Origin of the sequence: Heyndrickxia vini (assembly GCF_016772275.1) — a bacterium.
Lineage (GTDB): Bacteria > Bacillota > Bacilli > Bacillales > Bacillaceae_C > Heyndrickxia > Heyndrickxia vini.
In genome coordinates this window covers 1830239-1855742 of sequence record NZ_CP065425.1, presented here as the reverse complement: position 1 = coordinate 1855742, position 25504 = coordinate 1830239, and the positions used below count along the sequence as shown (strand labels likewise).

General features: G+C 34.6%; 27 protein-coding genes. 2 read left to right on the top strand and 25 right to left on the bottom strand.

Annotated elements, in window-relative coordinates; all coding sequences use genetic code 11:
- The first annotated feature begins 3 nt into the window (after positions 1 to 3).
- Positions 4 to 2697 (top strand): transglycosylase domain-containing protein, encoded by a 2694-nt coding sequence (locus I5776_RS09295; RefSeq protein ID WP_202780335.1) that lies wholly within the window; start codon positions 4 to 6, stop codon positions 2695 to 2697.
- A 49-nt stretch (positions 2698 to 2746) separates the two neighbouring features.
- On the opposite strand, the gene nth is transcribed toward I5776_RS09295, so the two are convergent.
- The 16 genes from nth to I5776_RS09215 all read right to left on the bottom strand — a co-directional run bounded on the left by nth (position 2747) and on the right by I5776_RS09215 (position 17265).
- Entirely contained in the window at positions 2747 to 3397 is a 651-nt protein-coding gene (gene nth, locus I5776_RS09290; RefSeq protein WP_202780334.1) for an endonuclease III, read from the bottom strand.
- A 38-nt stretch (positions 3398 to 3435) separates the two neighbouring features.
- On the bottom strand, positions 3436 to 4134 hold the full coding sequence (locus tag I5776_RS09285) for a DnaD domain-containing protein (protein WP_202780333.1): 699 nt from the start codon (positions 4132 to 4134) through the stop codon (positions 3436 to 3438).
- 151 nt (positions 4135 to 4285) lie between these two features.
- Complete coding sequence (locus tag I5776_RS09280) at positions 4286 to 5476, bottom strand: pyridoxal phosphate-dependent aminotransferase (protein WP_281397297.1); 1191 nt, start codon at positions 5474 to 5476, stop codon at positions 4286 to 4288.
- Between the two features lie 18 nt (positions 5477 to 5494).
- Positions 5495 to 5977: a cell wall elongation regulator TseB-like domain-containing protein gene (locus I5776_RS09275; protein WP_202780332.1), complete on the bottom strand. Its 483-nt coding sequence runs from the start codon at positions 5975 to 5977 to the stop codon at positions 5495 to 5497.
- Between the two features lie 12 nt (positions 5978 to 5989).
- On the bottom strand, positions 5990 to 6160 hold the full coding sequence (locus I5776_RS09270) for a YpmA family protein (RefSeq protein ID WP_202780331.1): 171 nt from the start codon (positions 6158 to 6160) through the stop codon (positions 5990 to 5992).
- Between the two features lie 181 nt (positions 6161 to 6341).
- Positions 6342 to 9149 (bottom strand): ATP-dependent DNA helicase DinG, encoded by a 2808-nt coding sequence (dinG, locus tag I5776_RS09265; protein WP_202780330.1) that lies wholly within the window; start codon positions 9147 to 9149, stop codon positions 6342 to 6344.
- 118 nt (positions 9150 to 9267) lie between these two features.
- Positions 9268 to 9651, bottom strand: a complete 384-nt coding sequence (gene panD, locus I5776_RS09260; RefSeq protein WP_202780329.1) for an aspartate 1-decarboxylase — start codon at positions 9649 to 9651, stop codon at positions 9268 to 9270.
- A gap of 23 nt (positions 9652 to 9674) precedes the next feature.
- Positions 9675 to 10520, bottom strand: a complete 846-nt coding sequence (panC, locus tag I5776_RS09255) for a pantoate--beta-alanine ligase (RefSeq protein ID WP_202780328.1) — start codon at positions 10518 to 10520, stop codon at positions 9675 to 9677.
- Position 10521: 1 nt separating this feature from the next.
- Entirely contained in the window at positions 10522 to 11355 is an 834-nt protein-coding gene (gene panB, locus I5776_RS09250) for a 3-methyl-2-oxobutanoate hydroxymethyltransferase (protein ID WP_202780327.1), read from the bottom strand.
- A 317-nt stretch (positions 11356 to 11672) separates the two neighbouring features.
- The gene (locus tag I5776_RS09245; RefSeq protein ID WP_202780326.1) at positions 11673 to 12656 is read right to left on the bottom strand and encodes a biotin--[acetyl-CoA-carboxylase] ligase; all 984 of its coding nucleotides are present in this window, start codon (positions 12654 to 12656) and stop codon (positions 11673 to 11675) included.
- Positions 12626 to 13834: a CCA tRNA nucleotidyltransferase gene (locus I5776_RS09240; protein ID WP_202780325.1), complete on the bottom strand. Its 1209-nt coding sequence runs from the start codon at positions 13832 to 13834 to the stop codon at positions 12626 to 12628. The genes I5776_RS09245 and I5776_RS09240 overlap by 31 nt, the downstream gene beginning before the upstream one ends.
- Positions 13831 to 14985: an N-acetyl-alpha-D-glucosaminyl L-malate synthase BshA gene (gene bshA / locus I5776_RS09235; protein WP_202780324.1), complete on the bottom strand. Its 1155-nt coding sequence runs from the start codon at positions 14983 to 14985 to the stop codon at positions 13831 to 13833. The genes I5776_RS09240 and bshA overlap by 4 nt, the downstream gene beginning before the upstream one ends.
- The gene (gene bshB1 / locus I5776_RS09230) at positions 14982 to 15686 is read right to left on the bottom strand and encodes a bacillithiol biosynthesis deacetylase BshB1 (protein ID WP_202780323.1); all 705 of its coding nucleotides are present in this window, start codon (positions 15684 to 15686) and stop codon (positions 14982 to 14984) included. The genes bshA and bshB1 overlap by 4 nt, the downstream gene beginning before the upstream one ends.
- Positions 15679 to 16092: a methylglyoxal synthase gene (mgsA, locus tag I5776_RS09225; protein ID WP_202780322.1), complete on the bottom strand. Its 414-nt coding sequence runs from the start codon at positions 16090 to 16092 to the stop codon at positions 15679 to 15681. The genes bshB1 and mgsA overlap by 8 nt, the downstream gene beginning before the upstream one ends.
- Positions 16093 to 16112: 20 nt before the next feature.
- On the bottom strand, positions 16113 to 16916 hold the full coding sequence (dapB, locus tag I5776_RS09220) for a 4-hydroxy-tetrahydrodipicolinate reductase (protein ID WP_202780321.1): 804 nt from the start codon (positions 16914 to 16916) through the stop codon (positions 16113 to 16115).
- A 25-nt stretch (positions 16917 to 16941) separates the two neighbouring features.
- Entirely contained in the window at positions 16942 to 17265 is a 324-nt protein-coding gene (locus I5776_RS09215; protein ID WP_202780320.1) for a nucleotide pyrophosphohydrolase, read from the bottom strand.
- A 270-nt stretch (positions 17266 to 17535) separates the two neighbouring features.
- Here I5776_RS09215 and I5776_RS09210 point away from each other — a divergent pair, with 270 nt between their 5' ends.
- Positions 17536 to 18408 (top strand): YitT family protein, encoded by an 873-nt coding sequence (locus I5776_RS09210; protein WP_202780319.1) that lies wholly within the window; start codon positions 17536 to 17538, stop codon positions 18406 to 18408.
- A gap of 126 nt (positions 18409 to 18534) precedes the next feature.
- On the opposite strand, the gene I5776_RS09205 is transcribed toward I5776_RS09210, so the two are convergent.
- From I5776_RS09205 to I5776_RS09165, 9 genes are all read right to left on the bottom strand, one after another.
- On the bottom strand, positions 18535 to 19212 hold the full coding sequence (locus I5776_RS09205; protein ID WP_202780318.1) for a zinc metallopeptidase: 678 nt from the start codon (positions 19210 to 19212) through the stop codon (positions 18535 to 18537).
- 59 nt (positions 19213 to 19271) lie between these two features.
- Entirely contained in the window at positions 19272 to 20057 is a 786-nt protein-coding gene (gene ypjB, locus I5776_RS09200; RefSeq protein WP_202780317.1) for a sporulation protein YpjB, read from the bottom strand.
- 79 nt (positions 20058 to 20136) lie between these two features.
- Entirely contained in the window at positions 20137 to 20736 is a 600-nt protein-coding gene (lhaT, locus tag I5776_RS09195; protein WP_202780316.1) for a lipoprotein heptaprenylglyceryl N-acetyltransferase LhaT, read from the bottom strand.
- A gap of 89 nt (positions 20737 to 20825) precedes the next feature.
- Complete coding sequence (locus I5776_RS09190) at positions 20826 to 21599, bottom strand: menaquinol-cytochrome c reductase cytochrome b/c subunit (protein ID WP_202780315.1); 774 nt, start codon at positions 21597 to 21599, stop codon at positions 20826 to 20828.
- Positions 21600 to 21656: 57 nt separating this feature from the next.
- The gene (qcrB, locus tag I5776_RS09185; RefSeq protein ID WP_058002373.1) at positions 21657 to 22331 is read right to left on the bottom strand and encodes a menaquinol-cytochrome c reductase cytochrome b subunit; all 675 of its coding nucleotides are present in this window, start codon (positions 22329 to 22331) and stop codon (positions 21657 to 21659) included.
- A 14-nt stretch (positions 22332 to 22345) separates the two neighbouring features.
- Positions 22346 to 22855: a QcrA and Rieske domain-containing protein gene (locus I5776_RS09180; protein WP_202780314.1), complete on the bottom strand. Its 510-nt coding sequence runs from the start codon at positions 22853 to 22855 to the stop codon at positions 22346 to 22348.
- 156 nt (positions 22856 to 23011) lie between these two features.
- Positions 23012 to 23470, bottom strand: coding sequence for a YpiF family protein (locus tag I5776_RS09175; protein ID WP_202780313.1), 459 nt, complete (start codon positions 23468 to 23470; stop codon positions 23012 to 23014).
- A gap of 184 nt (positions 23471 to 23654) precedes the next feature.
- Positions 23655 to 24194: a ReoY family proteolytic degradation factor gene (locus I5776_RS09170; RefSeq protein ID WP_202780312.1), complete on the bottom strand. Its 540-nt coding sequence runs from the start codon at positions 24192 to 24194 to the stop codon at positions 23655 to 23657.
- Positions 24195 to 24228: 34 nt separating this feature from the next.
- Complete coding sequence (locus I5776_RS09165) at positions 24229 to 25491, bottom strand: tetratricopeptide repeat protein (protein WP_202780311.1); 1263 nt, start codon at positions 25489 to 25491, stop codon at positions 24229 to 24231.
- Between the last annotated feature and the right edge of the window lie 13 nt (positions 25492 to 25504).

Sequence of the window (25504 nt, the reverse complement as noted above, 5' to 3'; positions counted from 1 at the left end):
ATTATGACAGAAAAATATCAAACGCGTGAAGAGCGTAGGAAACAGCAAGAAACCGGAAAAAATAAACAAAATAAAAAAAAGAAAAAAAAGTCAATTTTCAAGAAAATCATTTTGACAATTGTTATTATCGGAATCATTGGTTTCTTAGCTGGTGCTGGAACGTTCGCCTATTATGCAAGTAAAGCACCTAAGTTAGATAAAAAAATGCTAAAAGATCCAATCGCATCAGAAATATATGGAATGAACAATAAATTAATCGAAACTGTCGGTTCAGTTAATCGCGATTATATCGCCTATGATAAAATACCTGATCGGATGAAAGATGCTATCTTAGCTACTGAAGATATTCGCTTCTTCAAACATCATGGGATTGATCCGATACGATTGGGTGGTGCCGTGTTAGCAAACTTTAAACGTGGATTTGGATCTGAGGGTGCAAGTACAATCACCCAACAAGTAGTGAAGATGTCCTTTCTAACTGAGAAAAAGACGTTGGAGCGTAAAGCGCAAGAAGCATGGTTATCTTTACAATTAGAAAGACAGTATACAAAAGAAGAAATCTTTGAAATGTATGTTAATAAAATTTATATGTCAGATGGAGTTCATGGAATTTCAACAGCGGCCAAATATTATTATAATAAAAGTCTTGATAAATTAACTTTGCCACAAATGGCACTTATAGCTGGAATACAGCAAAGTCCAAATAATTATAATCCCTTTAATCACCCTGATCTTGCAGAAAAACGCAAAAATGTTGTACTAGGCTTAATGTATCAACATAAAAAAATTACAAAGCAAGAAATGGAAGAGGCAAAAAAAATATCCGTTACTAAAGGTCTTGTAAAGAAAAAGGATAGAAAAAAACCAGCTCAAAATAAATATGATGCATTTGTTGATGTAGTAATCGATGAAGTAGAAGCAATGGGCTATAATATTTTCTCTGATGGTTTAAAAATTTATACAACTATTGATCCAGATGCACAAGAGTATACGGAAAAAGTCTTAAATTCAAATGATATTGTTCAGTATCCTGATGATAAATTCCGAGCCGGAATTACATTATTAGATACAAAAACGGGCGAAATTCGTGCGATCGGCGGTGCAAGAAATCCGAAAGTAGCACGCGGCATGAACTATGCAACAGATATTGAGCGCTCACCTGGATCAACAATTAAACCAATACTTGATTATGGTCCGGTAATTGAACATAAACAATGGTCTACTTATCATCAAATTAAAGATGAACCGTATAAATATTTTGATGGAACACCTATTAACAACTGGGATTTCGGATATCAAGGACAAATTTCTATTCGAAAAGCGTTATATAATTCCAGAAACATTCCTGCCTTAAAAGCTTTACAAGAGGCGGGTCTAGACAATGCAAAAGCATTCGCCAAAAATCTTGGAATAAAATTCAAGGAAATGCATGAAGCCTATTCAATAGGTGGCGGTGTTGGTGTCTCACCAGTTCAAATGGCAGGAGCTTATGCGGCATTTGGTAATAATGGGATATATACAAAACCGCATACTGTTAGAAAAATTGTTCTTCATGACGGTGATACAGTAATTAAAACAAGTCCTGAACCAAAGATCGCAATGAAAGACTATACTGCCTATATGATTACCGATATGCTTAAAGACGTGTTAACAATTGGTACAGGTAGGGCAGCGAATGTACCAGGCTTACATGCAGCGGGTAAAACAGGAACAACTAACTTCCCTGCTGATGAGGTACAAAAATACAGTATACCTAAGGGAGCAAGCCAAGATGCCTGGTTTGTCGGTTATACAACAAATTACACCGCAGCAGTTTGGACGGGATACGATAGCAAATATGATGAGAATAACAAATTTAAGTACTATTTAACATCTAGTGAACAAAAAATATCACAGCTAATATTTAAAAATTTAATGTCACATGTATCTCAAGGTAAAGATACACCTGACTTTGAAATGCCGCAAAGTGTTGTTAAATTACCAGTAGAGGCGGGAACAAATCCTGCTCAAAAACCAAGTCCATATACACCTAGTGGCAATATTGCGTATGAATTATTTGTACGAGGACATGAAGAACCGTCACAGGTTTCACAAAAATATGATCAATTAGAAGCACCAACTGGACTTAAAGGAACATACAACCAAGCTTCAAATGAAATTGTCATTAATTGGTATCACCCAAAATTAAAAGAAGGTGTTTCCTTTGAAATATCAGCATCATTTAATGATGAGGCAAAACAATCGTTAGGAAGTACGAAAGACACAACATTATCCATTTCAAATCCAAACTTAGGCGGCACATACCGAATTGAAGTAACAGCTGTACTAGGCAATCAAAGAAGTAAACCTGCGAGCATAACGATCAAATTAGGCGAGTCTAAAGATAAAGAAGATAAGGACAAAGGAAAAGATAAGGATAAAGATAAGAACGGCAATGATAATGGAAATAATAACGGCAATGGCAAAGACAATGGTAACGATAATGGCAATGACAACGGGAATGGTAGTGGTAATGACAACGGCAACGGGAATGGCAATGACAACGGGAATGGTAATGGTAATGACAACGGGAATGGCAATGGTAACGATAATGGAAGCGGGAATGACAACGGGAATGACGACGGTGGAGGAAATGATAATGGAGATAGTGGTGAACAAACTACGCCGGGTCATTCCGATGATGGCTCAAATCATTAATATAGACAATAAAAATTTAGCAATACAAAAAATAGAGGCTGACCAATGGTCAGCCTCTATTTTTTATTCTCTTTTTACCTTCTCGACATAGATTTAGTAAAGGACAACTAGTACATTTAGGGTTTTGTGCCTTACAATGATACCTTCCGAAAAATATCATTCGATGATGTGTAATGGACCACTCTTCTTCTGGAATTTTTCTCATCAATGTTTTTTCCACATCTAGCACAGAATCTTTCCACTTACAAATTCCCAAACGTTTACTTACTCTTTCCACATGCGTATCGACTGCAATTGCTGGAATTCCAAAAGCGACTGAAACAACGACATTTGCTGTTTTTCTACCAACTCCGGGAAGTTTCGTTAATTCGTCCCTATCTCTAGGAAGTTCTCCATTATATTCAGTAATAAGCAATTGACATAGCTTTTGAATATTTTTTGCTTTATTACGAAATAAACCAATTGATCGTATATCATTTTGTAATTCCTCAAGAGAAACAGATAAAAAGTCTTCTGGGGTTTTATATTTTTTAAAAAGATTTTCCGTCACTTTATTTACAAGTGCATCTGTACATTGTGCAGAAAGGGAAACTGCTATAACCAATTCAAAGGGATTAGAATGATTTAGTTCACAATGAGCATGTGGGAATAATTTTCCCATTTCATCCAAACAAAATCGAATCTGCTGTAAATTTAACATTTTTATTGCCACCTTACGTTTTCGAACAAAAAAAGTGCCTATTGTTCTAACCAATTGTAAAATGGCACAGTGTTCGAGCTTTTTTGTACTGATTGAGTTTTTTTGCGTTGTTGTTGTCTAAACTTTTGGCCGAAGTCTCTAGCTTGTTCTATCGTTTGAACCCCATTTTTCTTCCATTCAAATAAAATACGATCTATATATCGAAAGTTTAATTTTCCTGAAATAACAGCTTCTCTTAATGCAGCAATAATGACTGTTGTAGATTGGTGATCTTGATCCAGCCACATTGCCAATGTTTCACATTCCAGTGGTGAAAGTGGTCGGCCAAACTCATTTTCAAAAATAGTATAGAGGTTTTTTTCCTCATATAAATTTTTTTCTAGCTCTGATTGTTTTTTATCATAAATAATATTTTCAATAAGTTTATTCCATAAAGGGGTTAAAGAGTATTTTTCCAATCGAATATTATCTTCTGTGACACCTTCTTCAATACTAATATATTGATTTTGAACAAGTTTTCGCAGGATTGAAGAACACATACTATTTTGTATTGTCATCCGTTCTGAAAGTTCTTCTGGGGTCGGAAAGTCATTTCCTTTTTCTAAAAAGGAATATACTTGCAGGATTAGCATGACTTCCGTTTCATTCAAACCAATTTTTTTATAATTAGCCATTAATAACTGAGGAATCTGAATGCTCCCCTCTTCTATCCAAGCTAAAATAATCTCTTTTTCCATACCGTACACCTCATAACAAGTATAAAACATGCCTAGCAAAAAAGGAATAAGGAAAATCTGTCATATGATTTTCCTTTTATCTGAAATGTTCTAAACAAAAATCAAAATAAAAAAGCCATAAATATGCATGGCTTTTCTATGCATTAACCAGCTAATTTAATTTCTGGTTAATATATCGTTCAATTCTTTTAACTGCCTCTTCTAGATTTTCTAATGAAGTGGCATAGGATAAACGAATATAGTCAGGAGCCCCAAATCCGGATCCTGGAATAACTGCAACATTAGCTTCCTCTAGCAATGCTGTTGCAAATTCATCAACGGTTTTAAACCCCGTCTTTCTTGCAGCTTCTATAACGTTTGGAAATAAATAGAAAGCACCTTGAGGTTTAAGACAGCTAATGCCTGGAATAGTAATCAATTTAGTATAAATTATATTTAATCGGTTCTCAAATGCCTCACGCATCATTTCAACGGCTTCTTGTGTACCGTTATATGCAGCGATTGCTCCATATTGAGATGGTGTCGTTGGATTTGATGTAGAGTGACTTGCAAGGTCTGTCATCGCTTTAATTATTTCACTGTTACCTGCTGCATAACCGATTCGCCATCCAGTCATTGAATGTGACTTGGAGACACCGTTAATAACAATTGTTTGATCCTTTAATTCTGGCGAAATTTCGGCTATTGAAACATGCTGATGGAAGTCGTAGATTAATTTTTCATATATTTCATCCGAAATAATTAATATATTATACTCTAAACAAATTTCACCTAATTTAGTTAATTCTTCTTTCGTATAAAGCATTCCTGTTGGATTGCTTGGTGAATTTATAATAATGGCTTTTGTTTTTTTTGTAATGGCAGCCGTAAGTTGTTCAGGTGTAATTTTGAAATTATTTTCTTCTTGACCATTAATATATACAGGCTCTCCTCCAGCAAGTTTTACTTGTTCCGGGTAACTTACCCAATATGGAATAGGAATAATTACTTCATCCCCCGCATTTAATAGAACTTGAAAAAGGGTGTATAAAGCGTGTTTTGCTCCATTAGTAACAATAATTTCAGAAGCTTGATAATCAATATGCTGGTCTTGCTTAAATTTATTTATTATTGCTTTCTTTAATTCAGGTAATCCACCTGTTGCTGTATATTTTGTGAATCCTTTATTCATTGATTCTGCTGCAGCATCTATAATATGTTGTGGCGTATTAAAATCTGGTTCCCCAGCACCTAAACCGATAACATCGATTCCTTCTGCCTTCATAGCTTTTGCTTTCGCAGTAATTGCTAATGTAGATGATGGTGTAAGGGCACTTACACGATTGGCTAGTTGTATGGCCATAATTTCTCCTCACCTTTTTTAAATATTATAAATCATATATGGTGTTTTATTATTTGACTTTAAAAAGTAAATATAGGCGTAGTTTAAATGAGATGATTGATCAAGATAAGATATTTCCCATACGGGCTCATTATTTAGCATTCCTAACCTACTACCTAAAATTTTTGCAGGTGTTTCTTTTTCCTTTAGTTTTTTAATTGCATCTTTTTTCGATAGTCCATCAGACATTTTTTCAACAATAACTTGGTCATTATTTTTTTCAGGAATCCATACAGCAATCTTTTCACCATTTTTTTTCTTTCCAACTGTAATATAATAGCTTTCATTACCATTATATAAATAAAACTGATCCATTGAAACAAGGTTTGCCTTTTCCTTGGCCGTTTTTTTTGCGAAACTTTCCGCTTTATTGATCGGTTTTGTTGATTGATAATAAATATTTACGGAAAATCCTAAAACGATTAGTAGCAATAAACAGAAACTTATAATCCATTTTTTCATTTTAAACCCCTATTATGTACGATAAATTGTAAAAACCGCTTTACTTTTATCCTCTGAATCGAGGGCTAAACCAAACATTAAATCTTTTTGCTTTAATGTTCGATTTAAGGCATCAACAATTTTATATAAATCAGATTGATAATCGATTTTTATCGTTGATAATATTTCAATCTTACTATCCATATAAATCCCCCTACAAATAAACAAATATTGTTATAAATATCATAGCTGATTAAAGCCACAATATAAATACGCTAATGATCATTATATCAATAAATAACTTGTAAAAATCATTACATTTACGATTTTAAAAAATTTTTCTAGTCCACTTTTACGCTGTCTTTCAGCGTATTTTTTGTTCCGTTTAAAACCACTTTTCAACAATTTCAATAATTTCCTTTAACGAGGCGTGTTTGACGGGAATTTTTGGTATTGATTTCAAAAATGCCTTGCCATACTTTGTTGATTCTATCCTTCGGTCAAAAACGATAACAATTCCTTTATCAGTGTCTCTTCTAATTAATCTTCCAAACCCTTGTTTAAAACGAATGACGGCTTCTGGTAATGAATAAGCTGTAAAAGGATTTTTCCCTTCCTCCGTTAATGCTTTGCTTTTAGCCCAAATATATGGTTCTTCAGGAGGAGAAAAAGGCAATCTTACGATGACTAAGCAGGATAAATCCTCTCCGGGTATATCTACACCTTCCCAAAAACTATTTGTCCCCAATAAAATTGCTTTCTCAAATTTTTGGAAATTCTTGATTAGTCTAGTTCTACTTCCTGCCGTTATTCCCTGTGCAATTAGGATAAAATCTTCTAACAGCCCACTTTCCTTCATTAAATTATGGGTTTGTCTTAACATTTCATTAGAAGTGAATAGGACAAGCATTCTTCCTTTTGTAGCTTGTGCAATTCCAATTAAGTGACCTGCGATTGATTCTGTATATTCCGTTGGTGATACCTGAAGAATCTCTGGTATATCAGTTGGAATAATCAACTGGGTCATATCCTTATAGTGAAATGGAGATGATATTTGCTTTTTCACAAGATTCTCCAAGTGGTTTAGCCCTAATTCATTTTCGAAAAAGCTAAATGAATTATTTACTGTTAATGTTGCTGATGTCAGAATAACACTCTTCTTTTTTGAAAAAAATTCAGTACCTAACTGATTTTTCACAGAAATTGGTTGTGATTGGATCGTTATACTATTAGGAATTGCTTTAACGTCTCCTTCAATCCAGTAGACATGATCATCTGATTGTTGAACTAAAAGCATATATATTGTTTCCTGTAATTCATAAAATTCGTTCATAATGCTGTAACACTCTTCAACAAACGCCTTATCTTTTTCATTTAATTTTTTATCACTTAATTGTTTTAAACTCGATAGGCGCTCATTTATAGACGAATTTATTTCGATAATTGTTTCAATTATTTTCTTTGCACAATATATAACTTGCTCCCACTTTTCATCATCCATCCACTTATTTACTAAACGTAGTTGTGTTTTTTGATGATTGTCACGTTTTTTTCGTTCCAACGTTAATCTATCCGCTATACCTATAAATAATTCTTCAATACATCTTTCCAGTTCAATTATAGAGAAATCGAGTTCAAATGATGGTGTTTTAGGAGTAATTTTTTTTGAACTAATAAGCTTTTCTAACCGGAAAAAAACTTGTCTTTTATCAAAGGCACCCAATTTACTGCATAAATATTTACAGGGAATATATTCTATTTTTTTCCCGAAAAAATTTCTTGCAGCTTTTTCAAAATGATGGGCCTCATCAATAAGAACGTAATCAAATGTACGAAAAAGAGATGATTCCTGTTTAAAGTCTATGAGCATCATGGCATGATTGGTAATGACTAGATCGGCATTTTCCGCCTCTCTCCTTGCGTATAAATAAAAATCTCTTGAAATCCATGGATCCTTATCTTTCAAATGCCAACCATCATGTTTAATTCGGTTCCAAAATAACTTGCCCCCGCTGGATAGATTAATCTCATCTATATCGCCCGTTTCAGTATTTGTAAGCCATACTAAAATTTGCATTTTCGAAAGTATTTCATCATATTGTGTATCCACATCATGTAACGTTTGTTCGAACAAAAATAAATTTATGTAATGCTGTCTTCCTTTTAATAAAACAGTTTTGAAATCAAATGGAAGCATTTCTTCTAATTTCTTTACTTCATTTTGCAGTAATTGCTCCTGTAATTGAACCGTATAAGTGCTTATAAGAATCGGCTTATTTTCTCGTATGCTTTGATATAGGCTTGGAAGTAAATATCCTAGAGATTTTCCTACTCCAGTGCCTGCTTCTATCAATGCTGCTTTTTTTAAACGCAAAGACTCATATACGGTATCCATCATCTCAAACTGTCCATCTCTAACTTCAAATTTCTTTATAGCTGAAGACATCAATTTTTCTTTTTCATCCGGAGTAATCGGATATTCGTATTTTTCACGATAGTTTCTTTGAATATGTTTTTTCTTTTTTTTGCGTAATGCAATGCCTCTATATACTTCTAAATGTTCCGGTAAATTTTCAATATGCTTCTTTTTCCTTCGGAGGATTTTTTCAAATAGTACCTCTATATTACTTTTCAAACCAACAGCAAGTAATGATAATTGTTCAAGTGTTATGAGCGGTAAATTTTTGGCATAATTAATGCAGTGCAGAAGAAGCTTCGCCGTAACGAATGCATCACTATCTGCTTGATGTGGCCTTTCATGGTGAATTGAAAAACTTTCTGTTAGATCGAAAAGCTTAAAGCTATCAGAAGATGGAAATAATACCCTCGACAGCTCCACTGTATCTATAGTTAATCCAATAAACTCCGAACGCCCAACCCTTTTAAATTCTTCCTGTAAAAAAGATAAATCAAATAAAACATTATGGGCAACAAAAATACTTCCATCTAGTATTTTCAACAAATCATCAGCGATTTCTTCAAATAAAGGAGCATCCCTTACCATTTCATCATTTATCCCTGTTAACTCCTCAATAAATACGGGAATCGTTGTACAAGGATTGACAAAAGTATTATACTGATCAACAATCTGCCCGTTTTCAATGATAACAGCCGCTATTTGAATTATCCTATCGCCTTTTTTTGATGAATTTCCTGTTGTTTCTATATCTATTATTACAAAACGATTTGTCATTAAAATCACCTTACGTCTCAAACATTATTTTATAAGTCTACCATAAAAGGCTTTACAATACACTTTTATTAAAGTTAAAAACCGTATCAAAAATTATTTTGATACGGCTTTCTCAAAATTATAAAATAGTGGCTTCAGGTTCATAGGAAATCATTTGTGTAATCCGATTACTTTCATCAAGTAAAGCAATTTTTGGTTGATGTTTATTTACATTTTCCTCTTGGACGAATGCATATGAGATGATAATGACAATATCTCCAACATGAACTAATCTTGCTGCAGCCCCATTCAAACATATGACACCACTTCCGCGCATACCCGGAATGATATATGTTTCAAATCTAGCCCCATTGTTATTATTAACAATTTGAACTTTTTCATTTGCGACCATGCCAACTGCATCTAGTATATCTTCATCAATTGTTATACTTCCCACATAATTTAAATTTGCTTCCGTAACGGTTGCACGATGGATTTTTCCATTCATCATTGTGCGAAACATGATGTTTCCCCCTTTATTTATTGCTATACATCCAATATGATGTTGTCGATTAACCGAGCCTTGGAAAATTTCACAGCTATAGCGATGATAATTTTACCATTCATATTATCTAATCTTTCAAGTGTAGGATACGAATATATTTCTATATAATCAATGATCCCACTTGTGTTTTTTGTAATATACTCTTTTACTTTTGCAATTATTTTTTCTGGCGCCTTTTCACCGTTCATTATTTCGCTTTTCGCCATTAATAAACTTTTATATAATGCCGGTACCTCTTTTCTTTCATTATCTGATAAATACACATTTCTTGAACTTTTCGCCAATCCGTCTAATTCTCTTACAGTCTCAACCGCTACAATTTCAATCGGAAAAAAGTAATCATGTACGAGACCTTTTACAACCGCTACTTGTTGTGCATCTTTAATCCCAAAATAAGCCTTATCAGGGGTAATGATATGAAATAATTTTGATAAAACAGTTACGACTCCATCAAAATGCCCTTCACGACTTTTCCCGCAGAGAACATTTGTCCTTTTTAAAACTGACAGTTGGTTCCCCATTTCATTTGGATACATCTCTTCTACAGATGGAGCGAATATATAATCAACGCCCGCTGCTTCCGCTAAACGTTCATCCCGTTCAAAATCCCTTGGATATGATTCGAAATCTTCATTCGGTCCAAACTGAGTAGGGTTTACAAAAATGCTCATGATTGTAATGTCATTTTCCAGTTTCGCCTTCTTTACTAAAGTGAGATGACCATCATGTAAAAATCCCATTGTCGGAATAAATCCAATTGTCTTCGCGTTACATTTGTAATTTTTCACAATTTGATTCATTTCTACTCTGTTAGTAATTACGTTCATTTTATTTTCCTCCATATAAAGCGGACAATTCTTCTTGTTTCATCGTAAAGCTATGTTTTTCCTCCGGAAATTGCAACGATTTCACTTCTTGAACATACTTTTTTAAGCCTTGATTTATCATTTCATTTGCATCTGCATAAGTTTTTACAAATTTCGGCACTCGATCTACACCTAATCTAACCAAATCATGAAAAACTAACACTTGACCATCAACATCGGCACCTGCCCCAATACCAATGACAGGGATTGAAAGACGCTTGCTTACTTTATCTGCCAACTGTTTCGGAACACATTCTAAAACTAAGGCAAATGCACCTGCTTCCTCACACTTTAAGGCATCTTCGATTAATTGATTAGCAGCTTCTGCAGTTTTGCCTTGAACTTTATATCCACCTAATACACCGACAGTTTGCGGGGTCAGTCCAAGATGTGCCATTACAGGTATTCCGGATGTAGTAAGCGCTTTAATCATTTGAATTACGATTCCGCTACCTTCCACTTTAACAGCATTTGCTCCACCATCTTGAATGATTTTTGCTGCTGCTGTTAATGTTGCTTCGCGGTTTAAATGGTAGGTCATAAATGGCATATCGGTAACAACAAATGTGGACGTCGCTCCCCGTTTTACTGCTTTCGTATGGTGAACCATATCATCGATCGTAACGGGTACTGTAGAATCATATCCTAGAACAACCATACCTAACGAATCACCAACGAGAATGATGTCAATTCCCGCTTCTTCTGATAATTTTGCTGTAGGAAGATCATACGCTGTAACCATCGCGATTTTTTCATTCATTTCTTTCATTTTCAAAAAATCAGTCGTTTGTTTCATGCTTTTTCCTCCTTTTTTGTCAATAGGTGACTTCATAAGAAAGTAGCTTGAACAAATGCGACCTTGCTTTAGAAATTCATGTTGGAGTTTAATTTAAAAACACCAACCGAGATATCATTTATTTAAAGCAAAAAGGAGTCATTCTGACCGGCAGAAGGACCCCATTATCATTCACATTAAATCTCGACCCTCTGTCCCCGTCCATTTTGGATCAAGGCAGAACACTATGAAATTATTAACAGTTAAAGCAAGGTGCAGTTCCAATGGATACTACCCGATAAAAAGTATACCAAATAAAATAAATTGACACTATCATTTTATTTCTTAATTTCAATATCTGCGGAATAAATTTCATGTGTTAATCCGGAATGATCTTCAATTTTCAAAATTCCTTCCTCTGTAATGCCTATTGCTCTTCCAGTAATTGTTCCCGTTACCGTGCGGGCAACTATTTCTTTACCAATACTAATTGCATAGCTTTCCCATAAAATTTTAAGAGGGGCAAACCCCTTTTCTAAATAAAGATGATAATACTTTTCTAATTTTATTAAAATGCATTGTATTAGTTTTGCACGGGTAATTTTCCGACCGCTTTCTATCGCTAAAGATGTCGCAATAGATTGAAGCTCATCCGGAAAATCTGTTAACTGTTGATTGACGTTAATACCAATCCCTATAATAATGGAATCAATTTTATCAACATCTGCTTGTAATTCAGTTAAAATTCCCGTAACTTTTTTCCCATTAATCAATATATCATTTGGCCATTTAATTTCTGGAAGTACACTCGTCAACTCCTCTATTGCCTGCACAACAGCTATTGCCGTGATTAGGGTAAATTGAGGAGCCTTTTGTGGAGGGAGGGTGGGCCTTAAAACAATACTCATCCATACACCCGTGTATTTCGGAGAATGCCAATGCCTTGTCAACCTGCCTCTTCCATTTTTTTGTTCCTCAGCTATGACGATTGTTCCTTCTGGACAGCCCTCCTGTGATAGTTGATGTGCTACCTTTTGGGTGGAGTCGGTTGAATCTAAAAAATGAATTTCATGCCCAATAAACTTTGTGCTAAGGCCAAGGCTTATTTCATTTTCTGTTACACGATCTTCAGTTGAAACGATTCTGTATCCTCTTTTCCGGACAGCTTCTAATTCAAAGCCTTCTTTTCGTAATTCTTCAATATGCTTCCAAACCGCCGTCCTTGAACAACCTAAAATATCCGCTAGTGCTTGTCCTGATAAAAAATCTCCATTTGCCTCTGTAAATGCCTCTAGCAATCTTTTTCTTGTTGGAGATTGCATGTTAAGATCCACCCCTTTATCGCTCCCTTTTCATTGGAAACCTTTTTTTGCAATATGGCTTTTTCAATCATTTCTAGTGCTCGCTTAATCCATGGTCCTCCAGGGCGATCAAACCATAACATTAAATCAGCACCTGTCACTTTCATTTCTTCAGGCTTTTGAATGGGCATTGACAAAAATATTTCACTAATCTTTTGTTCGATATTTTCACCTGATTGATTTTGGATCATTTGATAGACCGACTCTACGTCTATTGAAATTTCTTTCGTTGCTTGATAGTGTGAATATATGGTCCATTCCTCTTTCAACCTTTTATGTAAAAAAAACAACGCTTTTGATAAATAACTTATTTTCTTTGTCGGCATTCTCCATGATTTTAAAAAACCTGTTGGATTATTCGTTTTTGAAAGAAAAAGCAACAATAACCATACTTGCTTCTCTGATAAGTGATTAATTTCCCATTTTTGAAAGCATGGAAGAAGGTCTTGATGATTTTTTAATTCAGGTAAATAGTTCCACAGATTACATTCGTATAAAAATTGGATTGCCTGATTTTTATTTTTGCCTTGGAAAAGTTTTGTACACTCTTGGAAAATCCGTTCGACTGCAATATGTTGTAAGAGCTGCGCATTTGCCTTAATTGCAATCTTCGTTTCATTTTCTAATGAAAAGTTTAATTGGCTTACAAATCGAATTGCTCTCATCATTCTTAACGCATCTTCTTGAAATCGTTCATTTGCATTTCCGACGCACTCTATCATTCGGTTTTGTAGGGCAAGACGACCGTGAAATGGGTCAATTATTTCACCGTGTATATTCATCGCGATCGCGTTCATTGTAAAATCACGTCGTTTTAAATCTTCAGTTAAAGAGCGGATAAATTTTACTGTTTCCGGACGGCGATGATCGATATATTCAGTCTCAGTTCTGAAGGTTGTCACTTCATAACCTTTTCCATTATAAATGACTAATACTGTTCCGTGTTCAATACCTGTATCAACCGTAACCGGGAAAATACTTTTCACTTCCTCCGGTGTTGCTGATGTTGCAATATCAACATCGGCAATGGAACGATTTAATAAATAATCTCGGACTGAACCTCCAACAAAATATGCTTCAAAACTCTGTTCTTCCAATTTTTGAATAATTGGTTTTGCACTTAGGAATGGTTCATTCATTCCATTTCCACCTTTTCATTTTCTAATTGAAGACGATAATAAATTTCTTCATATTGATTTACAATATTTTTTGATAAAAACCTTGCACGTACACTTTCAAGTGCATTTCGAGAAAATTGTTGATGAAGTTTTTCATCCATTAAAAGTGTTAGTGCTCGTTCTGCCATTGTATTAATATCGCCTAATTCACAAATAAATCCATTATATTCATCTGTAATTACTTCAGGGATGCCCCCTATATTTGTTCCGATACAAGGAACACCACAGGCCATAGCTTCTAAGGCAACTAACCCAAAGCTCTCTTTTTGTGATAACAACAACATTAAATCACTGATCGAATACAATTCCTCTAAGTTATCTTGCTTCCCTAACAATAAAACATCGTTAGTCAAATTTAATTCCTGAACAAGTTTACAAATAATCGTCATTTCAGGTCCATCTCCGACAAGAAGTAATTTCGCGGGAATACGCTCTCTTACTTTTGCGAACATTTTAACAACATCTGGAACCCTTTTTACATTCCGAAAATTCGAGACATGGATTAATACTTTTTCATCAGAAGAAATACCGTATTCCGATTTTAAATACATCGAATCTATTTTTTTATATATTCTTTCATCAATAAAATTATAAACAGTATCTATGTACTTATTTGGCTGGATTAATTCATTTGTTTGATGTACTAATGCTTTTGAAACCGCTGTAACATAATCTGATTGTTCAATTCCAAATCGAATTGCTTCTGTTAATGACGGATCATAACCTAATACTGTAATGTCTGTTCCGTGGAGAGTAGTAACAAGTTTCACATTTGTACCTGCCATTTGTTTCCCTAAAATAGCACAAACCGCATGCGGCATCGCATAATGTACATGAAGTATATCTAATTTTTCTCGTTTTATGACTTCTGCCATTTTACTAGCTAACGCGATATCATATGGAGGATATTGAAAGACTGCATATTGATTTACCTCCACTTGATGAAAGTAAATATTATGATACATTTTATTTAATCGAAACGGTATGCTTGATGTGATGAAATGAATTTCATGACCTCTTTCAGCAAGAAATTTACCCAATTCGGTGGCAATTACACCGGATCCTCCTACAGTAGGGTAACAAGTTATACCTATTTTTAACTTTTTTTTCATTCACCCAACACATCCATATTTAATAATAGAGGCTTAGTAACCTTAAAACCTTCCCCATAAGTTACGCCAACCTCTTTTCCGAACATTCTTTCCCTTGCTTTCACACTTTCAATATATCCTTCGGTTAACGGGGTTTTCACTCCATTGTCCATTTGTACAAATTGGCTTTGATAGGCATTCAAACTTGCAACTTTATGTTCCATAAAAGAAGTGATATCTATGACAAAATCAGGTTTATGAAATCCATTAATCATATAATAGTATAAATTTTTTGCCTTATGTGCCTCTAATAAGCCTGTTGTAAATTTCCGAATTCCCGCTGAAAATACGGCTTCTTTCACTAAATACGCACAATTCCCATGATCCGGATGCCTATCTTCAAAATAGGGAGCAAAAATTATAGATGGTTTGTATGTTCGAATAATTTCTACAACCTTTTGTATATGATCGTTATTTATGTAAAGCCCACGGTCTGGGATTGTAAGAGAAACCCTTTCTTTTACTCCTAAAAGGTTTGCTGCATCGATGGCCTCTTTTTTTCTATTTGCCACTGTTCCATTAGAAGATAATTCAGCTTCAGTTAAGTCACATATGACGACTGATTTGCCTTCTGAAGACCATTTTGCGATAGAAGCTCCCATTCCAATCTCAACATCATCTGCATGGGCACCAAACGCAAGAATATCTATTTTTTCATTCATTTTTAGTTTCACCTCTAGTAATACTTCGCCAATCTAAGTCCCCTTTTTCTAAGCCGCGTATAAGTACTTCGGCTGTCCCCATATTTGTAGCAAGCGGAACCGAATAAACATCACATAACCTCATTAATGCAGAAACATCTGGTTCATGTGGCTGCGCAGTTAATGGATCCCGAAAAAAGATCACCATATCTAGTTTATTTTTTGCGATTAATGCACCGATTTCCTGATCTCCACCAAATGGACCTGACTGAAAACGATGAACGGATAATTTTGTTTCTTCTATTATTCTTTTTCCAGTTGTACCTGTTGCATACAGTCGATGTTTTGCAAAAATTTTTTTATAAGCTGTAATAAAACGTAGCATATCATCTTTTTTCTTATCATGTGCGATTAATGCTATTTCCATATAACCATCCCCTTAAATGATTATTCGATAATATTTTCTAAACCATAAATTAAAGTACTTACATTTATTACAGTTTCAATTGATAATTTTACACCTGACATAAATGAATCACGATTGTATGAATCATGTCGAATTGTTAGCAATTCGCCTTCGGACCCGAACATTACTTGTTGGTGTGCAATCAGACCAGGTAAGCGAACACTATGTACATGCATGCCATCTATATTTGCTCCTCTAGCGCCACTAATTGTTTCTTTTTCATTTGGATGGCCTTGTTCTTTTTTCTTTCTTACTGCAGATATCATTTCCGCAGTTTTTACAGCAGTACCTGAAGGAGCATCTAATTTTTGATCATGATGAAGTTCGATAATCTCTATATTATGAAAGTATTTTGCTGCCATTTGAGAAAACTTCATCATTAGTACAGCTCCAATTGCAAAATTGGGAGCAATGATACAGCCTATTTCTTTCTCTTCGGCCAACTGTTTAATCTCATCAAGCTGTGTTTTTGTAAATCCAGTAGTCCCCACAACTGGTCTTACTCCGTATTGAAGGGAAGTTTTTGTATGTAAGTAACCGAATTCAGGCGTAGTTAAATCAACTAAAACGTCTGCCTTTGACTTTTGGAGACATTCTTCTATGTTAGTAAAAACGGGAATATCTGTATATTTTTCAAAACCATCTATATCATTTAGCATTTTTCCATCATGCTTATGATCCAAAACACTTACTAATTCAAACTGTTCATTTAGATGAACCATATTTACAGCTGACTTGCCCATTTTTCCTCGCGGGCCAGCGATGATGACACGAATCTTGCTCATTAATGTTCTCCTCACTTTTTGACTTTTATTTTTTTGTCCAACGATCTTTATCACGGGTATTGAATTTATGCATAACGCGATCATGCGCCACTTCTAAATCAATATTCAATGAATTTGCAAGGCACATAATAACAAATTGCAAATCGCCTAATTCTTCCTCTATAGTTTTTTCTTCTTCCGATTCTTTCTTTGGTTTTTCCCCATAATAGTGATTAACTTCTCGTGCCAATTCTCCAAGTTCCTCTGTTAAACGAGCAACCATCGCAAGTGGGCTAAAATAACCCTCCTTAAATTGGCTAATATATTGATCTACTTCCTGCTGCATTACTTTGATTGATTTATCGTTCATTTTACAACACCTCACTTGTAATTTCATGTTAGCTAAATCTGCATATATTTACAAATATTTTTGTTCCGCAATTATTTTCCGCTTTAGATGTTCCAATCATCAACAATGAATTTTAACAATCTCTTTAATTAAATAATAAAGCAACCATTGCTAGTTTTTCATCTGTTTTATATAATTAGACCGTTGTGCAATATTGGATTAATTTTCTTATGTCGACTTAAAGTTCATCAATTGGATATTCTATACACAAACGAACAGGAGGATGCAGATATGCGAATAGGTATAAAAACAAAAAACATATTGTTTATTCTATTAGGTTCTGCAATTTTTGCATTTGGAATCGTACACTTTAATATGCAAAATCATTTGGCTGAGGGTGGCTTTACGGGAATCACATTACTGCTCTATTCCCTTTTTAATATAGATCCTTCCTATTCCAATTTAATATTAAATATCCCTCTTTTTTTCATTGGATGGAAGCTACTTGGAAGAAAAGCATTTATTTATACGATTATAGGTACTGTTGCCACTTCGTTATTTTTATGGGTTTTCCAAAGGAAACATTTCACTATTCCACTTGAACATGATATGTTTCTTGCTGCACTGTTTGCAGGTATTTTCATTGGTATTGGTTTGGGAATTATCTTTCGATACGGAGGAACAACTGGCGGTGTTGATATTATTGCCCGTCTCGTCTTTAAATATAAAGGACTTGCAATGGGACGAACAATGTTTATCTTTGATGCATGTGTCATTACATTATCACTCATTACGTATTTAGATTATCGAGAAGCTATGTACACATTGGTTGCCGTTTTTGTCGGTGCACGAGTTATTGACTTTATGCAAGAAGGAGCTTATTCAGCAAGAGGAGCATTGATCATTTCACCGAAGCATGATGAAATCGCCAATCTGATTATGAAAAATATGGACAGGGGTGTGACCGTATTAAAAGGACATGGATCATATACAAAAGAAGATAAAGATGTCCTCTACTGTGTTGTTGGAAAAAATGAAATAGTCCGTTTAAAGGGCCTGATTAATTCCATTGATCCACATGCATTTGTATCTGTTACAATCGTCCATGATGTGCTTGGGGAAGGGTTTACGCTCGATGAAAATAAAAAACCAATTGAAATATAATAGTACACTTTAGAAAATACGCATGTGTTGGAGCTAAACAAGGCTGATACTTTTTAGAAACATTAATCCCAAAAATTTATACTTACTTACCTACTAAAAAAAGGAAGGGCTTTTACCCTTCCTTTTTTACTCGTCTCTTGAAATATTCGTAAAAATAAGAATCATACGGATTATTTCTATCACCGCAACAGCAGCTGCTGCAACATAAGTTAACGCAGCGGCATTTAAAACCTTCCGTGCACTTCGTTCTTCACTGTTATTAATAATACCGAGATTAACAACTTGATCCAACGCTCTAGATGAGGCATTGAATTCAACCGGTAATGTTACAATTTGGAAAAGAACGCCTAGTCCCATTAAGATAATTCCGATTAATAGCATATTGGGTAATTGTGAAATCATTCCAATGATGATAAAAATCCACGATGCATTAGAACCGATATTTGCAACCGGTACTAGTGAATGACGAAATCTTAAAGGTCCATAACTTTCTTTATCTTGAATAGCATGACCAACCTCATGGGCGGCAACCGCAGCCCCCGCAACTGACTGTCCATGGTAATTAGACGAAGATAGATGTACAGTTTTGGTCATTGGATTATAATGATCGCTTAAAAAACCACTATGTTCTACTACTTTGACATTATACAAACCATTCTCATCTAAAATTCTTCTTGCTACTTCCGCACCGTTCATACCTGCCGTAGTTGGAACTTTAGCAAATTTGTTAAATGTACTTTTCACTTTCATTTGTGCCCAGATTGGAATGAGCGCAATAATGATGTAGTAAATAATGAACTCCATTTCATCCTCCACGTAGATAATATTTCTTAGTATTATTTTATTAGATTCGTCTCCACGGGTCAATCATTATGCTCTTTCTGTTTTGTCTTCTTTTCACCTCTATATTTTCTCCATCCTGTATAAGAGAGAGTTAGAATGATGATACTTCCTGTCGTGATAATTACCCACCATAACGATGGATCGGTTTCGTCCTTATCGATATTATCGAACATATTTTGAAGATCAGCTTCTAATTTTGTTAATTGGACAATCCCAGTCGTATCGTTCAATAAATTTGAACTATATTTATCAATAAATGTAATTTTCGCATCTAATTTTTGAATTTTATCAACTGGCAAATCAATTTTTAAACTCGGCTGAATGAGAGAGTATTTAGCTAAAAAAGAGTTTAACTTGCTTCGAAAGATATCATAGTTGTTTTCCTTTGCTGCCTCTTTCACTTGAGAAAATGCAGTCATGATTGGATCTTGTAATTCTGTCCACAATGGTTGATAACGAGAATTCAACGCATCAACAACTAATCGAAATGTTGTGACTCTATTTATTTTTTCTTCTGGTGAGAGATTAGCATTATTGATAGCAAATAATGCTTTTTTAAGAGAGTTTGAAAGAATCTTTACTTCATCCATTGTAAAATATTGACTAAGACTGGTCGCTTCTACTATATCATTTGAAAATTGCTCAAGAATATGTTCCGCTCCTTCATACTGTCCAAATTTGGTCAATTGCAAAGCTTCATCTGCAGACCTGTCCATTTTTTCAATAACGGGTGTGGAAATGGCAAATACGTTATTTGCTAAAAAAAATGACATCGTCACTAGAAGGATAAATAGTTTAACTTTCATTCTTGTCCCTCCTCTAACTACTAATAAAGTGTATGAAGAGTAGGACAAGTGTAGACCAAAAATATGTATGCGCTTTTTATCAGTTGTTCCAAATATTCAATTTCAAACTATTTTTTCGAGCAGAAAAATAATATGCAAGTCCTAATGAGAGAACACTTAACCAAAATGTAAAGTATCCTATTTCACGTGCATATACATCTAATGCACCATATTTGGGAAATTGCATAAATACGTAATCAATCACATCATTATGTAAGGTCCAAATTGCAGCTAAAACAATATGCTTTAATTTAATTCTATAAAAAGGGGAATATAAAAGGCCTTCTATTGCCATAGAACCGTGAGAAATGATCAACATATACCCTTGCCAAGGTAAATATCCCGTCACAATCAGTGTTAAAATATTCATAACAACTGCCCAAACCCCATACTTGAATAAGGTAACAATTGCTAATGCTTCTATAAACGGCCAATTTTTTTTGATTAAGAATGCAAATAACACAATTGTGAAAAACAAACTTGCCGTTGGGCTGTCAGGTACAAAAGGAAGAAATTTAGTTGGCGTCACATCGAATTGTGGTTTGTACCATATGTATCCATAAATTGTTCCTAATAAATTTACGATAAACAATAACAAGACAACCATTCGGTTGGCTAAGATCGGAAAGAGAAATCTCATTTGCTCCCCTCTCTTTCTATTTTTTTATTTTTCAATAAATTTATATTGAAAGAAAAGCTGGCATGTTTGCCAGCTTTTCTACTATACGTTTATTTTTTTAGCCCTGCGACAAACTCAGATAATTTTTTCAATTCATCAGGAGAACCTTTAAATTGGTTCGCAGGCATTTTCTTGCTTTTTGTACCATGCTGTGCAATGTCTGCAACTTCTTTAGCACTTAGACCAGTACCAATTAAGCTTGGTGCAGCTGGTCCACCTGTAAGATTTTCACCATGACATTGGATACAAGATTGTTTTGAAAACACTTTATATCCTGGATCTTCTTTGTCAATATCAACTTTTGCAACGATTTTACCTTGCTCAGCTGCTTTTTTCCAATCATGATGTGCTGCTGCTTCCCAAGTTAAATAGAAGACAGCTGCGATTGATAATAACATAAATCCTGTAGCAAATGGACGTTTTAACGGACGTCTTTGTGGTCCACGATCAATGAAAGGTGCTAAAAGCAAACCAACAAATGCAATACCAGGAATAATTAATCCAATGATATTATATGGCCCTGATGCATAAGAATATTTCAACATTTGGTATAGGAATAAGAAATACCAGTCAGGCATTGGAATATACCCTGCATCTGCTGGATCAGCTATACGCTCAAGTGGTGCTGGATGCGCTGCAGTTAAACATAAAAAACCGACTAAAAATACTGCACCAACCATCCATTCTTTCAATAGAAAGTTCGGCCAAAATGCTTCAGTTTTTCCGGGATATTCTGAATAATCCTTAGGGCCCATCGGCTTTCGTACAGAAGGGTCTAGGATACGTGAATCCCCAACAAACTTCATCCCTTTACCTCGATGCATTAAGTCCCCCTCCTTCTTCATAAAAAGTCATTAAACAAATAGTGTTCCAATTAAATTCTATAGTGGACCCGAAATACCTTGTTTACGAATCATTAAGAAATGGGCTGCCATTAATCCTAACAATACTGCTGGTAAGAAGAATACGTGAATCGCAAAGAAACGAGTCAATGTTTGGGCACCAACAATATCAGGATGACCCGAAAGCAATTCTTTCGCATACGGTCCAATTAATGGTACCGAGTCTGCTATTTGCAATGTAACTTTTGTTGCAAATAATGCTTTCATATCCCAAGGTAATAAATAACCTGTTAAACCAAGTCCAAGCATAACAAATAAAATAAGTACTCCAACAATCCAGTTTAATTCACGTGGTTTTTTATATGCTCCTTGGAAGAAAACACGTAGTGTATGTAAGAAAATCATAACAATTACTAAACTTGCTCCCCAATGGTGCATACCGCGTACAATCTGTCCGAATGCGACTTCGTTTTGAAGATAGTAAACAGATTCCCAAGCATTTTTGATATCTGGTACATAGTACATTGTTAAAAACATACCAGATAAGATTTGGATAACCGTAATGAAAAAGGTTAAACCACCAAAACAGTAAACAAACGCAGAAAAATGATGTGCAGGATTTACGTGTTCTGGTACTTCATGATCAGCGATATCTCGCCATAAAGGCGTAATATCTAAGCGCTCATCAACCCAATCATAGATTTTATTAAGCAATGATTACGCCTCCTTTACTTCACAAATGGATTTTCTTTCGGTTTACCTAAATACAAGAAACCATCTTTAACTTTTGTTGGATATGCATCCAATGGCTTCGATGGTGGTGTACCAGGTACGTTTTTGCCATTAAGTTCGTAGCGTCCACCATGACAAGGACAATAGAATTGATTTGGGTGTTGTTTGTTTTCTCCCCAAGTAACGTTACAACCTAAGTGTTTACAAACAGGTGAAAGTGCTACAATTTCTCCCTTTGCATCTTTGTACACCCAAGCGGTTTGAGTAACGTCTGACTTGTACCATGCATCGACTTGTTCATATTTAAATTCGACACGCGTAGGCTCATTTGTCAAGTCAGCTACTTTTTTGCTCGTTGCATGAAACTCCCCAGCACCTCTATGCTGTAATACAGGATCCACGGCAAAACGAACCATCGGCATTAAAATTCCAGCTGCCATAAATCCACCTACACCCGTAAGTGTGTAGCTAAGAAATTGACGTCTTGTTACAGGATTCTTGCTCATCCTTTTCCCCCCTCTAACAGTAAGGTAAGTCCAATGGACAAAAAAATTATAATCGCACAAATACAAACTAGGACATAACCATGATATATCAATCTCCTATCAAGGTCAATATGATAGTCATTCAAAAACATGTCAACAATGTGACGAATAATCGAATTATTTTATAGTTTGCCATTTTTGAACAATAATATTAATTAATTGCTTAACTTGGTCTTCCATTATTGAATGTTTATATTGTTCATCCATATGTTCAAGTGGGACCGACGGTAACCATATGATATTTTTAACTTTATCCTGATTGGTCCATGAACTATCAGAAGTTAAATAAAAGATGTGTTTAAATCCAGTTTCTTTTAATTTCACCTCCCAATTTTGAAGCATGTTCATTTGTTGTTCTTTTTCCAACGTTGATAAATAAGTAAATGCGGGAAAAAGAAGCATTCTACCTTTAAATTGTCTCTCAAGATGCATGGATAATAAATCAATAAATTCTCCTTGGGATGCTGCTTGTTTCATTTCTGGACCAAATGAAATGGGCAATAGTGGTACAACCGCTGTATCAATAAATTCTTGTTCTTTTAAATATACTTCTACATCTTTACTATTCCAAAGCATATAAACACTCCTAAATCTATTATTTCGTTTTCTTTTCCAAAACATGCAAAAAACTTACAGCATTTTATCTTAACTATGCACTATTATTATAAAGAAAGTCATTATGTATCACAATTATTTTAATAAAGTATAATGACATACAAAAAATCCTCTTGCTTATGCAAGAGGGGAAAGAAATTGACTGCTAAAGTTGTTTTAACTGCTCTGTTAATTTTCGGAAGGTGATCAAATCATGATTATCTAATGCTTCATCAATCTTGCTTAATAATTTTTCTTTCTGGAAACTTACAATACTTTGTTGTAAAAACTTTTCAGCAATGACTCGATCCTCATCATTTATGTGTAATAAGTTTGGCATAAATGGGTTTTCTTCTAGTACTGCTGCATATTGATAAGAAAGATTTGCAGCTTTAAAGTTAAGTTGGATATAAATATCCTCATCCCTATTTAAGCGAATATCATGGAATGATTTTTCTGCATCTGTTGTCATGATGTTTTCCTTATAAAAACGGAACGGAACATTTTCCACACAATGGGTTGACATGATTAATCCACGGGGACAAAACTGAGCTTCGTCAACAAAATGAACTTTCTCCATCAATTGGTCATGGCTCATTAGATAGTTCAAAATCCAAACTGATTCTCTTCTCTTTAGTTGATAATGATTTAAAAACCATCGTATAAAATCCTTCTTCTCGTTGACAGATACAGGGGTGGCAGCCAATGAAAATCCCTCCTCTGCATAATGAAATATGCTTTTAGTTTTCTTCTAGTCGTTCCAAAAGTGAAGTCCATTCTTCATTTAATGGATCTTCATGTACGAGAGATCGAAAAATAGTTAAAGCTTCCGATCGTTTTCCATCTTCAATCATAAAGTATCCAAAATCCGCTAAAAATTCTAGATTATTTTTTAAATCATTATATGCTTGCTGATAGTGGTTTAATGCATCTCGAAATTTCTCAAGTTTTTGAGATGATACCGCAGCATCCCAATGTAATTGTGGGTCCATGTCACCCTCTTTTTCCATTTGTGAAATAAGGTCTAATACGTCCTCATATCTATTTTGATGTAAAAATAACTTGTTTAAAGTTAATGCTGCGTCAATATACCCTGGGTCTAATGCTAACGCATTGCGAAAATAAGTTTCAGCCAGTTCTTCGTTACCCATTTTCAAAGCAAGCTTTCCTCCAAATTGAAATAGCTCTTTATTATACTCATCAACAGCTATTCCTTCTTTGACTACTCTCAAGGAGTTTTGAAGTTCTTCTTCACTTTCATAGCATTTTGCTAAATATAAGTAAAGTGAGTGGTATTCAGGATCAATCGTCTTCAACTGATTAAATAATTCGATTCCCTTCTTGTAAAAACCTGCCTGATATGCCGTTAATGCATAAGCAAATAATGTATTTATTTCATTATTTGCTGCTAAACTTTTTTCAAAATATGGGAGTGCTTCTTCAAATTTTCCTGCTGAGCTTAGTGCCTCACCAACACGACTGTGTATATTAACTCCAGCAATTGTTTCATTTCCGGAAACAATTAATTCTTCATAATAGTTAATTGCTTCGATATCTCTCCCAATTGAAGCATATAATTCACCTAAAGCAAAATCAACAATAGGTTCATCAGGCAAAATTTCTTTAGCTTGCAATAATTTATATTCACTTACCTCTGCTAAACCTTGCATTTGATACAAATCGGCTAAAATTAATAATGATCTTGGGAAGTCAGGATCTGCCTCATTGACTGAATCTAAATAGGAGATTGCTTCTTCTTCATTATCCATTTCAATTAATATTTCTGCCAATGTTACTTTCAGTTCTCCTTCATCGGGATATAATGACAGTAGATACGCAAATAAATCTTTTGCCTCAATTAAGAAGCCTAATTGTAATAATTCTTCTGCAAGTAAGTATATGTCTTCGTGATTCCCAGATGTTTTTACCTTAGAAATACTATCCTTTGCTTTTTCTAGTTCACCTTGTTCTAAAAAATGTATGATTTGCTGAATTTTATTCATAAAAATGCTGATC

Coding starts and splice junctions, on each gene's coding strand:
- I5776_RS09295 (WP_202780335.1), top strand. CDS start 4: ATGACAGAAAAATATCAAACGCGTGAAGAGCGTAGGAAACAGCAAGAA.
- nth (WP_202780334.1), bottom strand. CDS start 3,397: ATGTTAAATTTACAGCAGATTCGATTTTGTTTGGATGAAATGGGAAAA.
- I5776_RS09285 (WP_202780333.1), bottom strand. CDS start 4,134: ATGGAAAAAGAGATTATTTTAGCTTGGATAGAAGAGGGGAGCATTCAG.
- I5776_RS09280 (WP_281397297.1), bottom strand. CDS start 5,476: ATGGCCATACAACTAGCCAATCGTGTAAGTGCCCTTACACCATCATCT.
- I5776_RS09275 (WP_202780332.1), bottom strand. CDS start 5,977: ATGAAAAAATGGATTATAAGTTTCTGTTTATTGCTACTAATCGTTTTA.
- I5776_RS09270 (WP_202780331.1), bottom strand. CDS start 6,160: ATGGATAGTAAGATTGAAATATTATCAACGATAAAAATCGATTATCAA.
- dinG (WP_202780330.1), bottom strand. CDS start 9,149: ATGACAAATCGTTTTGTAATAATAGATATAGAAACAACAGGAAATTCA.
- panD (WP_202780329.1), bottom strand. CDS start 9,651: ATGTTTCGCACAATGATGAATGGAAAAATCCATCGTGCAACCGTTACG.
- panC (WP_202780328.1), bottom strand. CDS start 10,520: ATGAACGTAATTACTAACAGAGTAGAAATGAATCAAATTGTGAAAAAT.
- panB (WP_202780327.1), bottom strand. CDS start 11,355: ATGAAACAAACGACTGATTTTTTGAAAATGAAAGAAATGAATGAAAAA.
- I5776_RS09245 (WP_202780326.1), bottom strand. CDS start 12,656: ATGCAATCTCCAACAAGAAAAAGATTGCTAGAGGCATTTACAGAGGCA.
- I5776_RS09240 (WP_202780325.1), bottom strand. CDS start 13,834: ATGAATGAACCATTCCTAAGTGCAAAACCAATTATTCAAAAATTGGAA.
- bshA (WP_202780324.1), bottom strand. CDS start 14,985: ATGAAAAAAAAGTTAAAAATAGGTATAACTTGTTACCCTACTGTAGGA.
- bshB1 (WP_202780323.1), bottom strand. CDS start 15,686: ATGAATGAAAAAATAGATATTCTTGCGTTTGGTGCCCATGCAGATGAT.
- mgsA (WP_202780322.1), bottom strand. CDS start 16,092: ATGGAAATAGCATTAATCGCACATGATAAGAAAAAAGATGATATGCTA.
- dapB (WP_202780321.1), bottom strand. CDS start 16,916: ATGAGCAAGATTCGTGTCATCATCGCTGGCCCGCGAGGAAAAATGGGC.
- I5776_RS09215 (WP_202780320.1), bottom strand. CDS start 17,265: ATGAACGATAAATCAATCAAAGTAATGCAGCAGGAAGTAGATCAATAT.
- I5776_RS09210 (WP_202780319.1), top strand. CDS start 17,536: ATGCGAATAGGTATAAAAACAAAAAACATATTGTTTATTCTATTAGGT.
- I5776_RS09205 (WP_202780318.1), bottom strand. CDS start 19,212: ATGGAGTTCATTATTTACTACATCATTATTGCGCTCATTCCAATCTGG.
- ypjB (WP_202780317.1), bottom strand. CDS start 20,057: ATGAAAGTTAAACTATTTATCCTTCTAGTGACGATGTCATTTTTTTTA.
- lhaT (WP_202780316.1), bottom strand. CDS start 20,736: ATGAGATTTCTCTTTCCGATCTTAGCCAACCGAATGGTTGTCTTGTTA.
- I5776_RS09190 (WP_202780315.1), bottom strand. CDS start 21,599: ATGCATCGAGGTAAAGGGATGAAGTTTGTTGGGGATTCACGTATCCTA.
- I5776_RS09180 (WP_202780314.1), bottom strand. CDS start 22,855: ATGAGCAAGAATCCTGTAACAAGACGTCAATTTCTTAGCTACACACTT.
- I5776_RS09175 (WP_202780313.1), bottom strand. CDS start 23,470: ATGCTTTGGAATAGTAAAGATGTAGAAGTATATTTAAAAGAACAAGAA.
- I5776_RS09165 (WP_202780311.1), bottom strand. CDS start 25,491: ATGAATAAAATTCAGCAAATCATACATTTTTTAGAACAAGGTGAACTA.